Source organism: Vibrio sp. 10N.222.54.E6, from assembly GCF_041473955.1.
Taxonomy (GTDB): Bacteria; Pseudomonadota; Gammaproteobacteria; order Enterobacterales; family Vibrionaceae; genus Vibrio; species Vibrio tasmaniensis_A.
This window is the reverse complement of record NZ_JBFRTD010000035.1, coordinates 81768-94769: the sequence shown is the minus strand read 5'-3', so window position 1 is coordinate 94769 and position 13002 is coordinate 81768. Positions and strand designations below refer to the sequence as shown.

At 41.0% G+C, this 13002-nt stretch carries 10 protein-coding genes and 3 pseudogenes; 6 read left to right on the top strand and 7 right to left on the bottom strand.

The features are described from left to right. On the top strand, positions 1-310 hold a 310-nt coding region (locus AB4513_RS19675), incomplete at its 5' end, for a hypothetical protein (RefSeq protein WP_372193273.1). A gap of 167 nt (positions 311-477) precedes the next feature. Beyond that, positions 478-843: pseudogene (locus AB4513_RS19670) on the top strand (regulator). 57 nt (positions 844-900) lie between these two features. Here the strand turns inward: AB4513_RS19670 and AB4513_RS19665 are convergent. Then, a complete protein-coding gene (locus AB4513_RS19665) occupies positions 901-1749 on the bottom strand; it encodes a DUF3037 domain-containing protein (protein WP_017082568.1) in 849 nt (282 codons plus the stop codon). Continuing rightward, entirely contained in the window at positions 1746-2450 is a 705-nt protein-coding gene (locus AB4513_RS19660) for a HipA family kinase (RefSeq protein ID WP_029224410.1), read from the bottom strand. The genes AB4513_RS19665 and AB4513_RS19660 overlap by 4 nt, the downstream gene beginning before the upstream one ends. 330 nt (positions 2451-2780) lie before the next feature. On the opposite strand from AB4513_RS19660, the gene AB4513_RS19655 reads away from it, so the two are divergent. Beyond that, a complete protein-coding gene (locus AB4513_RS19655) occupies positions 2781-2996 on the top strand; it encodes a hypothetical protein (RefSeq protein WP_017082566.1) in 216 nt (71 codons plus the stop codon). Positions 2997-3797: 801 nt separating this feature from the next. Here AB4513_RS19655 and AB4513_RS19650 read toward each other — a convergent pair. Continuing rightward, positions 3798-3961: pseudogene (locus AB4513_RS19650) on the bottom strand (transposase); the annotation flags it as partial. A 513-nt stretch (positions 3962-4474) separates the two neighbouring features. Between AB4513_RS19650 and AB4513_RS19645 the strand changes: the two are divergent. Next, positions 4475-4792, top strand: a complete 318-nt coding sequence (locus AB4513_RS19645) for a hypothetical protein (protein ID WP_017082565.1) — start codon at positions 4475-4477, stop codon at positions 4790-4792. A 294-nt stretch (positions 4793-5086) separates the two neighbouring features. Here the strand turns inward: AB4513_RS19645 and AB4513_RS19640 are convergent, their stop codons facing one another. The 4 genes and pseudogenes from AB4513_RS19640 to AB4513_RS19625 all read right to left on the bottom strand — a co-directional run bounded on the left by AB4513_RS19640 (position 5087) and on the right by AB4513_RS19625 (position 11884). Then, positions 5087-5995, bottom strand: coding sequence for an IS5 family transposase (locus tag AB4513_RS19640; protein ID WP_102258473.1), 909 nt, complete (start codon positions 5993-5995; stop codon positions 5087-5089). A gap of 233 nt (positions 5996-6228) precedes the next feature. Then, positions 6229-8322 (bottom strand): annotated as a pseudogene (locus AB4513_RS19635) (type I secretion system permease/ATPase); the annotation flags it as partial. Positions 8323-8411: 89 nt separating this feature from the next. Further along, positions 8412-9773 (bottom strand): HlyD family type I secretion periplasmic adaptor subunit, encoded by a 1362-nt coding sequence (locus AB4513_RS19630; protein ID WP_017083706.1) that lies wholly within the window; start codon positions 9771-9773, stop codon positions 8412-8414. Continuing rightward, positions 9770-11884 (bottom strand): peptidase domain-containing ABC transporter, encoded by a 2115-nt coding sequence (locus tag AB4513_RS19625; protein WP_102258476.1) that lies wholly within the window; start codon positions 11882-11884, stop codon positions 9770-9772. Before AB4513_RS19625 ends, AB4513_RS19630 begins: the two co-directional genes overlap by 4 nt. 264 nt (positions 11885-12148) lie before the next feature. Here AB4513_RS19625 and AB4513_RS19620 point away from each other — a divergent pair, with 264 nt between their 5' ends. Then, complete coding sequence (locus tag AB4513_RS19620) at positions 12149-12493, top strand: hypothetical protein (protein ID WP_017082577.1); 345 nt, start codon at positions 12149-12151, stop codon at positions 12491-12493. Between the two features lie 26 nt (positions 12494-12519). Further along, positions 12520-12981, top strand: a complete 462-nt coding sequence (gene rtxC, locus AB4513_RS19615; protein WP_032545857.1) for an RTX toxin-activating lysine-acyltransferase RtxC — start codon at positions 12520-12522, stop codon at positions 12979-12981. Positions 12982-13002: the final 21 nt, after the last annotated feature.

Here is a 13002-nt window from a genome sequence, read left to right as displayed (position 1 = left end):
CCCACAATGGTGCGGAGAGTACAATGACCACGAAAGAGTAATGTCCAATCTCTTTCCGACTCTCGTTGCCTTTTGGCTACAGCGTATTAACCACTTCCGCTGCTTCATCATATTGACCCCTAGCACTCACCCGACTTGTGGTTGTCAGGAGGAACGTCCTTTCACGATTCCGTTCCCGCTCAGTCTAACGACCAAGCTTCGTTACATTGTCAGAGCCGCTTCTTTATTCAGGTTCCTAGGGGCATCTGGTAGTACAGATGGTTCACTCTTCGTGGTGAACAACGCTTCATACGACTTCAGGTCGCACTGACATAAATGAGTTTCAAAAATCCTAACATTAACGATTCGTTAATAACTTATTATAAGACAAATATTACCAATTAATACGCCTTTGTACAGTGCTCACTTTGTCTGATTATGTTTAATGGTGCATATCTTATAAGATCAGTGCAACCTCTTGTATTTAGAGGTTTATCATTGAAGTATTGCGAAATGAGTAAGAATTACATTTTTCGAGAGTTAGAGTGCCAAATGACTAAGGAAGAGGTTGCTGAACTGTGCTTCAAAACTGTGAGGACTGTTACGGGTTGGGATGAGGGAAAGCCTATACCACCTGAATGCAAAAGGCTTATGAGAATGGCAAAAGGTCGGAAACTAAGTATTTATGAAGAGTGGGGATAGTTCAAAATGATACGCGACAGTATGGAGCTGCCGACAGGCCAAGTAGTGAGGCCACAACAAATATTGGCAGGGATTGCACTATTAAGTATTCAATCTGAGTTAGAGCTAAAAACATCAATAAAACTACTTAAACTAGCCAGAGCAATTGCCAGAATGAAATGATAAAAGCATTCACTCGCAGGTAAAAAAGCTACTGTTAAGTAGCCTTTATTATTTGTATCAATTCGTTACTAATTTGAAATCATTAACTAAGCAATCTAAATCAAACTCCGCAAATTTTAATATTTCATTACTGTTCTGATATGGAATAACTTTTACACCTAGTTCTTTCATTCCTTTTTGCACAGTATCAAAAGCGGCTACAAACTCTTCTTTTTTATTCTGAGGTCTTTCTATCGTAAATAAGAAGTTATCTTCGTTCAAAGCGTTTGCTTGTAGTAAGTGTTTAACACGAGATATCCAACGATCCCCGTGGTCAACGAGTGCTAAAGGAGTCGCTTGGTCAAATGCTAACGGCTTGATCGCTTTAGTTATATTTGCTTCTTTAGCTACTAGTGGAATCTTAAATTGACTGAAACCAGTATCAAGGCTTTGCTCTTTATACCGAATGGTTAAAGTTTTCAGCTCTTGTCTAAGGGCTTTAACCATCTGTTGCTCTCGGTATTCCTTTGTATCTTTAAAGTCTCTTCCGATATGGCGGCCAAAGAGTTGTTCAAGTGCAAGGTGACAATCATCAGTGATCATTGCACCAGTTTCACCAAACGTCATCAAACCTTCTCTAGTTCGAGTAACTTCGTGCATTAACTCAACAAGCTCTTTACCGCTTATATTCTTTGCGAAGTTTTGGATGTAATTTAATTCATCTTCAAAATTTGCTATAGCTTGCTTGTAAAGTTGCCCTTCAAGATCATCGAAGAAATCAGATACTCTTTTAAATCTGGCAGGGGCTAGTTTATAGCTTACAAATCCAGTCTTTGGAGCAAACGCAAGTATACCAACGTTGGCAAACTCTGATGTTTCTGCGAATGGCATAAAGCGAACAATCGCGAATTGTAAAGCTACTTTCATGATATGTCCTCCCAAAACGGTTCAGCTAAGAATTTCTTCAATACTAACGTAATTTCTGATCGAATAGTATCGATTGGATACATTTCTAACCACTCTTCTGGTATCTCACTGATGATATTGTCAATATCTTGCAGGGCATTTTGAAATTTTTCTGTATAAACTTCTTTATCGACTAGCTCTAAGCCATTCCAAGAGCCTGAACTTACATGTTGTTCTTTATGTTCATCAATTTTAAAGTCATCTGCAAAAGCTAGGTTATGATCAACAACACACGTTTCTTTGGTCTTTTGCTCCAAGAAAAAGTTAGGATTACCGCCTTTATCAGTGAGGTTTCTATCATTATTCTGAATCCAATAATCAAAAACAAACAGATCACGAAGTAACTGCTTTGGAACCTTCTGTATTTGATTATAGGTTATTTCTTGAATGTTAGGTTTATATGATGAAGCAAAACAATAACCAGCCTCTAAGTCAAAAGAGCTGTATTCAACTAGTAAATCATCAACCCAAGCGATTTTAAAATCCGGAATAGGTAAGCCAAAGCTTTTCGCTAGATGAGCTACTATCCATTCTTTTACAAGGCCTCGACAAGTAGCACTACTGCCTTTTACGACATACTGTTTTCCATCATCACCTTCACAGAGATACGGGTTCGTTCTCCCTTGCGCCATCATTCTTGTAATTTTTAAGATTTCTATCACGAAGTATTACCATACACAGCGAGCTGATTAGTGTCTGATTGGATATTACCATAAGTAATTTCCTGAATTAATTGGTTATGCTAAGAGAGTGATCAAGAGTTGATAGTTTGGTCGAATTTACCCCCGTGATACACCATGGGTGTCACCGTGAAGAATATGATAAGGATGGATAACTTTTTAGTAGGGCAAACGTACATAAATAGGATGTGAATGAGTTCAAATTCTACCCAACAATGGTCGTGTGGACGACATATCTTTCTTTCGTTCCCCTTGAAAACCTTTCTTGGTGCCGATATATGAATGTTGCATAACTTAAAAGAGGTTTTTCCGATGAACGATTGGGATTACGTGAATTTTAGCGAAGATCATGAAATGAATTATCATTTAGGGCTAGTTGGTAAATCGAAATCTGAATACAACAGAAAGTACCTAAGAGATAACACTCAATGGACAGCAAAGAACAAGTTGGACAAAACACGCGTTACACACGCTGATTTTAAATCCTTTGTTGTAGCCGATAAGCCGTATTTTCAAGATCCAGCCTAGCGCGGGAATTGTAGATAATGATCACTATTTGTTAGGAAGTTTCAACTTTTAGGTTCTAAATTAAGCCTCAAAGAAACACGGACCGTAATCTTGGGCCGCATTAAACATATGGCTTAAATGTAAGGATTTCTTTGTTAAAGGATCATACTTATGACAAGCAAAACAGCCCCTATCTTCTTTAGGAGGCACTAAAGCTGCACACATCAAAGAAGCCTACATTAGCGCTTTCAACCACATGGCTAGCCAACTTCAAAGTGCAATGCCAACACTTCCACTATCACAATACCAACTCCCTGCAAGTTGTTTACCGAACTTCTACGATTCTGGTTGGTTGCCAGCCCATTACTAACGCTGTTATTCAGAAACCCATTGGACATATCACATTAAGTTCCAAATTCGCCCAACTGGCGGAAAGTATTGCGCCAAATTTGAATTAGGAGTAGGTGGGAAAGGTGAAACTCAACCGTGGTTTTCTTCAAGTGGTGCTGAGTTTATTGATAGTGGCTTTTATCTAGAGTATCGATATATCGAAGAGCTATGGGAAAGTGTAAGGCTGGTATTAGAAAAATACCGAGCGCATAGCCCGTATTGATAACAGGGAGGTCAAGTTCCCCCGAACTTGACCTATCCAGACGCAGCAAGCAAAGGCGTTTGGGTTAGGTGTAAGTGAATAATTTACACGCAATGCATTTGTTGTGTAAATACTTATTAAAGTTAAGGGCATTGGTTCGGTGCGGATCAGGTGTAATGCGGACAACTTAACTAAACATGGGATAGCCTAAATATCGAGTCGATAAATCATTGCTGCGCTCTTAGTGGCATAGAAAACACTCGTTTACCATGAACGCTGTGGTGATAGCTAGATCACTGAATCGACGTGGCCTCCTGTGTTTACTCTGTTTGCTTTGTGCCCACTCACTTACCGCTTCTTCATAAATCCAAAAGGTTAGAGATCCACGGTTAATGAGTGATTGGTTTTATTGCTTCCAATTGGTTGTTTTGTAACGAGGTTTAGGCATAACGTTACGAGAGGTGGTGAATGTAGCTGCTCAGATCGTAGGTTCTGGATTTAGTTCCACTGAATTACGCAACAAAGCCACTAATAACAGGAAAATTCATGGTGTGCATGTGTTGTTTAAGCAAGGTTCGCTCTAGAGCCTATTATTTTGTATGTCGTTTTAGGGAAGGATAATTTATGTCACTTGTGATATGCAAGAATGTCCTATTCATATGATGGAGTAGTCCTTGGCTGGGTGTATATTGTAACTAATTGATATTAATGATGCAAAGGCATGTGAAGTCGTAAATTCTTTCTCAAAAACTGAATGACTGAACTTATGTAGCGTCTCTGTTTGTAGCTCAGTGTTCAATGTTATTCATCCGATATTTGGAGGCACTAATGCAAGTTGTTGATGATTTTTATCAGTCTGCATCATTGCTCGTGATGCTGAGATTGCGATACCTTAAAGGACTAACGAATGAGCGAGAGCCTCACAGAATCACAAAGCATGTACAACGAACTTCAAAGCTACCTTGACTTAGTTATGCAGGAGTCAGGAGATGATGTGTTTCTAATTAAATGCGAGAAAATCTACGCATACAATATTTCTATCAGAGAGACGAACTCTGGTCTCCATTCCGTAGGGCAAGAAAGTATCAAGGGACTTATTAATCAAGCGAAAGAGTCAACAGAGTCTTTAAAGAGCACGAAAGATAAGCTCAAGGTAATGGTTCAAGCTGTTAATGCTATAGACAAAGTATTTGAACTTATGGGTGCTTATATCAAGCAGCGATAATAAAGGTTATTAAATTGTGATCGTCTTTAAGATAAGAGTGTCCTTTCTCTTTGATATTGACTCGTGTTCATAGATAAATAGTTTATATTAGGAAGTTGAAAGCTCGGATGTTTGGTTGTATATAAGACCGTTAGATACTGTGATTTAAAGTACCCCTCTAAGAGGGTTGTCTCTACAAATTTAAAGGTTTAAATGAAATTAATGTGTTATTGGTGGCTAAATTTAGTTAAGCCTAGGAAGGGCGTTGTTGATCAAATCGGTTTAAAGACCAACGACGCCATATGTGACTCGCCGTTAGTTTCGAACAGGCATACCTAGTCCTATGACTTTGTTTATAGCTTTGACATTCGCCATGATTTCTCCCACTTGAGCGTTATAACATCTCAAGCTCAATTTACCGCTGGTTAGTCCTTTATATCGAGACATTGCGGTCTCAGATATTGAGCGATAGTGATAACCCGACTCAGATTTCCACTCCGCTATTGTTCCGTTTTTCAAAGCCTTTACTGCTTCATTTCTGGGATGCCCTTCTTCCCAAAGCGCCGCATTCTTTCGAGGCGGTATCAACGGAGTACTGCCCTTATTTTGCAGGGTCTCATAGCAACTTTTTGTGTCATACGCTCCATCAGCAGATACGGTATCTACCTTTCTACGTAAAGGGTTGAGTAATGTTGGCAGCACTTCGCTATCGCCAACACTTACAAGACTGACTTCTGCACTAATGGCCTCATGAGTTTCTACATCAACGGCTAAGTGCAGTTTGCGCCAAGTTCTGCGTTTTTCGGCGCCGTGCTTTTTCACCTTCCACTCACCTTCGCCAAAGACTTTGAGACCAGTCGAGTCAATAGCGATATGGCGAATAGCTCCTCTGGATTTGTTACGATATTTGACCTGAACTGTCTTCGAGCGTTTGCTGATACACGTGTAGTCAGGGGGCGTCAGTGGAACCTCTAGTAGCTCAAAGATAGAGTCGATAAAACCTTGAAGAGCCCGCAATGGTAGAGAGAATATCCCCTTAATCATCAATGCAGTTTCAATCGCTGTATCAGAGTACTGGAAGCCTCTACCACGCTTACCATGATGGGCTTTGCATCGCCATGCATCTACGGCTGAATCATCTATCCAGAACGTAACCGAGCCCCGTTTGCACAGAGCCTTATTGTACTCCGCCCAGTTAGTTATCTTCTTTTTTGCCTTACCCATGTCACCACCGCTCTAACCATCATAAAGGATCAGATCGCAAGACTCGAAAAAGGTTCAACTGATTTAGGCAACAACGCCGTTCCAAGGTGAAAAAGCCGTTTTTTGATTTTCGAGAAGACATAATAAAGGCTCAAAAAGTGTGTCAACACACACTTTTTGGGTTGAGTGAATGTCAATGGTTAAAGCTCACACCATCCATATTTCTTATAACAACGTAGATTTCAATTTATAAATCAGCCGCCAATTTGTTGCTTCCATAATTTTGCATAAAGACCTTCCTTCTCAACCAGTTCATCGTGAGTCCCACTTTCACAAACTTGGCCTTTATCAAGAACAAGAATATTATCCGCATGACGAATGGTGTTAAGGCGGTGTGCGATGCTAATTACGGTTCTATCTCTACAAATCTCTTTCATGTTGCTCATGATGGCAGCTTCAGAGTTGTAATCGAGTGCTGACGTTGCTTCATCAAGCAGTAAAATCCTAGGGTTAACGAGTAGGGCTCTTGCTAACGCAATACGTTGACGCTGGCCGCCAGATAGAGAGCCCCCTTTTTCCCCAACGGGCTGATTAAACCCGTGGGGAAGTCCTTCAATGAATTCCAAAGCACCGGCAAGCTGCGCAGCATTGCGTATTTCCTCATCAGTAGCTTGAGGCTGACTTAGGCGGATATTCTCTGCAACGCTCCCAGAAAAAAGAATACTTTCTTGTAATACCACACTCATGTTGCGACGTAGCGAAATTGGGTCGGCTATCGCGAGATCCATACCGTCTACCAATACTTGACCATGTTGAGGGACATACAAACGTTGCAATAGCCGGGTGATGGTACTTTTTCCTGAGCCTGATGGCCCGGTGATGCCGATAAACTGGCCCGGTTTTATTTCTAACGATAAGTTGGCCAACACTTCGGGAGAGTCTTCGTGATAACGAAAGCGAATGTTACTAAATTCGATGCCTCCATTGAGTTCAGGAACAGAAGCTAACCCTTGTTTACCATTTTCTTTTGGTTCATCAAGAATATCGCCCACTCGCTTTAGTGCAATAAGAGTATGTTGGAAGTCTTGCCAAATTTGCGCAAGTCGAAGTACCGGCTGAGTCACGTGGCCGGCCAACATATTGAAGGCCACCAATTGTCCGGGTGTGAGCTCACCGTTAAGTACTTCGCTGACTCCCCACCACAGGAGCAGTGCCGCAGTCAGTTTCTGTATCAGCCCGATGCCTTGCCCTGCAATGAGTCCTGATTTTTGAGCATCAAAGCTACGGTTTAGTTGTTGGCTGAGGATATGTTGCCATTGATGTAAAAATCGATGTTCAGTCGCTGTGGTTTTAATGGTTTCAATGCCTGTTACTGCTTCCGTTAGAAAGGTCGTGGCATCGGCATCCGATTCGTATTCTGATTCCACTTTTTTTCTTATGATTGGACCAGCAATAAGCCAAAGTAAGAAATAGATAAAAAGTGAGCCGATTACTAGCCAAGTCAGAGTCTTGGCATAATGGAACATAACAGCAAGAAAGACGGTAACAAAAATGAGATCGAGCAATAACATCAACGTCGAACCGGTCAAAAACTGGCGAATTTGCGCCATTTCACGAACTCGAGCAATGATTTGTCCTGTCTGACGCTGCTTGAAATAATTGAGGGGGAGGCCGACTAAATGGCGATAAAGGCGTCCTGATAGCTCTGCATTTACTTGACTTGCGAGGTGGCCAAATACGGTATTGCGCAAGTAACTGTATGCTGGCTCTGCAATGGCAAGAGCAAGCATCGCTATGGCGAGCACATGTAAACTGGACAAGCTGCGACCGACTAGCACTTTGTCGATGACATTTTCAAACAACATCGGGCTCACCAGTGCGAATATTTGAAGGGCAATAGCATAAATAAACACATCTCGCATTTGGCTCTTTTGACGCCAAATAGAGGGGGCAAACCAGCTAAGGCCAAATTTCACTTCTTTGCTACTTAGTCTTTCATCCGCGACCAACATTACCTTGTACGTTGATGAGTGACTACTCGGACTAAGCTCACTCTGCTGCTCCAATTGAGTGGCTGGATCATATAAAAGAGAGGAACCGTCCGCTGATTTTGTGAGCACTTTCCAACTATTGTCGATTTCAATTAAAACGGGCAGTGGAAGGGTATCTAGCTCGTTCGATTTTACTTTCGTTACTTGACTTTTCAGGCCAATATAATCTGCAGCTTCCCTTATTTCCAAGTCATTTAAATTGGAATGACTGACGCCTAAAGCATGCTTGAGCTGTGTCTTGGTCGACTTTTTGTGGAAATAGTTACCCGCATAAACGACGGCGTCGATTCCGCCATTATCTTGTGTGATAGAAGCGTCCTGATTGATAGAAGCATCTTGAGTGGTAGAAACGCTATTTTCCGTTGTTGATAAGGTCATATCCATACTTACCTCTCTCTTAGCGATTCTGCTTGGTATTCACGTATTGGGCTCAGCAGGTAGTCGATAACACGACGTTTATCCGTTTTTATTTCCGCAACGACGGACATGCCTGGTGTCAACTCAATACTTTTACCGTTGATTAAGATGTTGTTATTCTTAAGCTTAACTTGGGCTGGGAAAATGAGCCCCAAGCGTTCGTCTGTAGTAGAATCACGAGAAATACTCAATAGCTCAGCTTCGATAGTACCGTAACGAGTGTATGGAAACGCATCTACTTTTACTGTCACTGGCTGTCCTGGGTAAACAAAACCTACGTCTTTATTGAGAATTTGTATTTCCGCCTGCTGTACTGCATTTTCAGGGACAATAATCATTAAATTTTGTGCTGGTTGAAGTACTGCTCCTAGCGTGTAAATACTGAGTTGCTGAACCGTACCATCGACAGGAGAACGGATGATTTCTAACTGTTCACGCTCACGAACTTTAGACAACTCCTGAGCTAAACCCCCGAGTTGCAATTTCGCTTGTTTTCTTTTTTCGAGCCATTCTCTGTGTTTTTGTGCTTTGAACCCCGTCAGCCTTTCTTCAAGACTATGGTATTGCGACTTTAGAACCTCTAATTCAGCTCGTTGTTGCGACACTTGGCGCTTAACTTCCAGTAGCTCTTTTTCTTGCTCTAGATACTCTACGTGTCCAATGACTTTTATTTGATTCAACGTTTTTCGTGCCGCGAGTCTCTGACTAATATTTTCGGTTAACTGAATTAATGCGTTGATGTCACTTTGACGAGCCGCTTGTGATGTTTTGTTGACCTGCATTTCTGCTTTGATACTTGCCAGGGTCGACTCATATTCACGTTTCTCACTCAAGAAGTTTTCATTGATCAACGCTTGTTGTTCGAGTGGTAAGGCCGAAAATAATAGGTCCTTAGAGAGTGGCAGGCCACTATTCAAAGATTGGTATCGAATTAGGTCATTAGTTTGAAATTCAGACTGAGTGATTAAACGGGTAATGTCTTGATTGATGCCTAGGGTATCAAGAGTAAGAAGCGGCGCGCCTTTTGTCACTCGTTGCCCATCTTTTACGTGAATAGAGAGAACCCGGCTCTGCTCATAAGATTGAATCACTTGTGAGCGGCCAGAGACAACGAAACGTCCGGTAGCTGTCGCTTGTATATCTAATTTCCCCCAATACGCCCAAATTAAGACGGCAACGACTCCCAAGCTGAGCGTGATGGCCGTTATGCGAGCAAATGGTGAAGGAGGACGTTGTGATAAGGCGAGGTGCGCAGGCAAAAATTCGTAATGCTTCTCAGTCGCTTGGTTTATTCTAAATTTGGCTAAGAATCGCTTGATGACACTTTTCATGCGTTTGAATCCTCTTGCTTGAGCTCTTGCTGAAGTTGCCATAATTGTTTGTACTGTTTGCCCAATGTGATTAACTGTTGATGGTTACCTTGCTCGACGATATTACCTTGGTGTAGAACGATAATTCGGTCGCAATCTCGTACGGTGGATAACCGGTGAGCGATAGTGATGACCGTACGGCCCTTCGCGATATTTGCCATATTGGATTGAATCAACGCTTGTGATTCGTCATCCAGTGCACTCGTGGCTTCATCCAGGATCATGATTTTGGGATCTGAAAGTAGAGTTCGCGCAATCGCCAGGCGTTGTCTCTGTCCGCCAGAAAGGGACTGCCCACCTTCGGCTAAGATCGTGTCATAGCCGATTGGGAGCTTCATGATAAATTCGTGAGCTCCAGAAAGTTTTGCCGCTTCGATAACCTCTTCTAAGCTAGCTTCAGGCTTCGATTGGGCAATATTTTCGCAAACACTTTTGTTAAATAGATAGTTTTCTTGCAGAACTATGCCGATTTGTTGGCGCAGTTGCTGGATGCCAATTTGATTAAGTGGTGTGTTATCAACCGTTATTAACCCTTTTTCTGGGCAGTAGAGTCGTAGCAGTAATCGAGCTAGAGTACTTTTCCCTGAGCCTGATGTTCCCACAACGCCTAATGTTTCACCTGCTTGGATATCTAGCGACAAGTTGTTCAGGGTCGGTGGGATATCTGGTTGGTAACGAAATAGGATGTTTTTGAACGAAATTGCGCCTTGTAATGCAATCGTATCGCTCCCTGTGTGCTGCTCCACAGGTAAATTAAGCATGTCTCCCAATTTTTCTAGTGCCACGCGCGTTTGAATAAATTGCCCCCATAACTCAACCATGCGTGATAAAGGTTGGGCTATATGGTTTGTCATCATATTAAAAGCGATCAGTTGTCCGATAGTCATTTCCAATGACAGTACTTCTGTTGCCCCTAACCACAGAACTCCAACACTTGTTACTTTCTGGATGAGTTGAACGACATGGTTGGATCGGTTGTTGAGTTGCTGAACCACGTACCCAGTAGAGACCATTTTTTCCGTTTGATCGTCCCAACGGCGAACAAAACGAGGCTCTACGGCTAAGCTTTTTAGAGTTTCACTGCCAGCCACTGTCTCTGTGAGAAAAGAGGTATTTGCAGCGGCGTGCGTAAATTGCTCTTCTACCGCCGCTTGCATTCGAGGTGTAAGCCACCAAGCGAGCAATACGTAAAGAGGGATGGTTGCAATAAATAGCCATGTGAGAGGAGGTGAAAGCAAACTCATTACATAGAGAAAGACAAACATGAACAAGAACTCGACCGTTAAAGTAAACATCGAGCCTGTTAAGAATTCTCGTACAGTATCAAGCTCGCGCACGCGAGTTACGATAGCGCCTACTTGACGTGTTTTGAAGAACATCAAAGGAAGGCCAAACAAGTGCTTTACTAACTTAAGTCCTAATTGAATATCAATTCTATTGGCTGTGTGCGCATATTGATATTCGCGTAAGCCGCGAAGTAGAACCTCTACAATGCCAGTGATCACAAGCCCTATCACAAGCACATCAAGGGTTGACCAAGCTTGATGTACAAGCACTTTATCCATCACAACCTGAAAAAATAGCGGTGAGATTAAGGCGAGTATTTGCAATACAAAAGAAAACAAAAAAATTTCCCCGAGTATTCTTTTGTGTTGCAAAAACTCAGGAATGAACCAGGCGATATCAAAACGTGATTGAGCTTGTTTTATCTCCAGCCATCTGTGGTTCCAAATTGAATTGAGTTCGTTATACGAAATTATTTCAGGAGTTTCTTTATTAGGTCTTTGTATTAAACACTTATCTTTATTAGATTTTGCTAAAGTTAATGGTAAACCTTCCATATCGAATAGAATCGAAGGAGTTTTTACTTTATCTAGACTTTTAAATTGTGAAAACTTAGCTGATACTTTGATTTCTTTTTCATTTTCTATTTTTTTAATAAAATCAAAATAATTCATTTCTTTAATTTTTGATATGTCGTTTTCCCCATTGATTATGTCCTTTTTGCCATCTTCAATTAATTTCAGGTGAAGGTTTATGCATAATATTATCATTGTTTCTTTAGCTGTCATTTTGCATTCTAATTAGATTTTTTAGAGGTTTTATACTAGCATTTGATATATTTTCCAGCAAGTTTTCGTTTTATTTTTATATTTAATTTCATTGTATCTTGTTGATTTTATTGAGCTAATTTTAATTTAATTTGGTTTTTTTGATTTAAATTTGCTTGTTTCTATTAACAATTCAATTTATTTCAATTATAGTTCCTTTTTCGCAATTAAATGCGATTAAGGTTCATTTCATTTTGTTTTGTTAAATTTTTGAGATTTTATTTTATGACAGAGAAGTTTGTTCAAACCATTTCTAGTGTTAATTATAATAAAGGCGTTTTTTCCCTTTATTTCGTAGGTCAAGACCAAAAAAATATGGCTAGTGGCGTAATGGCTGAAAATGATGATGACCTTGAGCTTAAACAAGTGGTTCATATGCCAGCTTCTGGCTTTATGTATATGGTTTCCATGGTTAAAAACATGCTCGAAGATCCTCGCATGTCAGCTGAATTTGACAAGTTAGTTGCAGCGGGTTTTTTACCATCAAGTGAACCGGTTGACCCTCAGGCTGAAGAGGGAACAACGGAAGAAAAAACTGCGCCAAAAAAGCGAGTTTCTAAAGTTAAATAGCAACTGCATTTGGTGATATTGGGCATATGTCTATTGCATATCAATCAGCAAATCTTACGTTAGCGCAAATTCAAAAAATAATCGGAGGGGTGATGTTGTTAAGTCAGCATTCACCTCTTCATCGCAGATACGTTGTTGCTGAATGGCAGCAACGTATTATGCCTGCGTTTGAGCTAAACCAGTTTTGCTATTACGAAGATGAACAAGGTCGCCCAATTGCATTTTGTAATTGGGCGTTTTTGTCTGAGCAAAGCCGAGATGAGTTGTTATCTGGAGTGCGGGAAATTTCTTTATCTGACTGGCAATCTGGCCAGCATATTTATATCCCAGAGATGATAGCGCCATTCGGTCATGGCCGCGAAGTTGTCAATGACCTTCGTCGCCGTGTATTCCTTCCGTGGCAGGGGCAGAAAGTTTGTACGGTCCGCGGCAAGGTCAATGTTCAAAGTGATCGCTGTATCAGAAAGGTACAGTGGTTTTCTATTTAATCCGAAATTAGAGTTTATTTT

What these genes read in the sequence shown, in the direction of transcription:
- AB4513_RS19665 (WP_017082568.1), bottom strand. Translation starts at nt 1,749, where the DNA reads ATGAAAGTAGCTTTACAATTCGCGATTGTTCGCTTTATGCCATTCGCA.
- AB4513_RS19655 (WP_017082566.1), top strand. Translation starts at nt 2,781, where the DNA reads ATGAACGATTGGGATTACGTGAATTTTAGCGAAGATCATGAAATGAAT.
- AB4513_RS19645 (WP_017082565.1), top strand. Translation starts at nt 4,475, where the DNA reads ATGAGCGAGAGCCTCACAGAATCACAAAGCATGTACAACGAACTTCAA.
- AB4513_RS19640 (WP_102258473.1), bottom strand. Translation starts at nt 5,995, where the DNA reads ATGGGTAAGGCAAAAAAGAAGATAACTAACTGGGCGGAGTACAATAAG.
- AB4513_RS19630 (WP_017083706.1), bottom strand. Translation starts at nt 9,773, where the DNA reads ATGAAAAGTGTCATCAAGCGATTCTTAGCCAAATTTAGAATAAACCAA.
- AB4513_RS19625 (WP_102258476.1), bottom strand. Translation starts at nt 11,884, where the DNA reads ATGACAGCTAAAGAAACAATGATAATATTATGCATAAACCTTCACCTG.
- AB4513_RS19620 (WP_017082577.1), top strand. Translation starts at nt 12,149, where the DNA reads ATGACAGAGAAGTTTGTTCAAACCATTTCTAGTGTTAATTATAATAAA.
- rtxC (WP_032545857.1), top strand. Translation starts at nt 12,520, where the DNA reads ATGTCTATTGCATATCAATCAGCAAATCTTACGTTAGCGCAAATTCAA.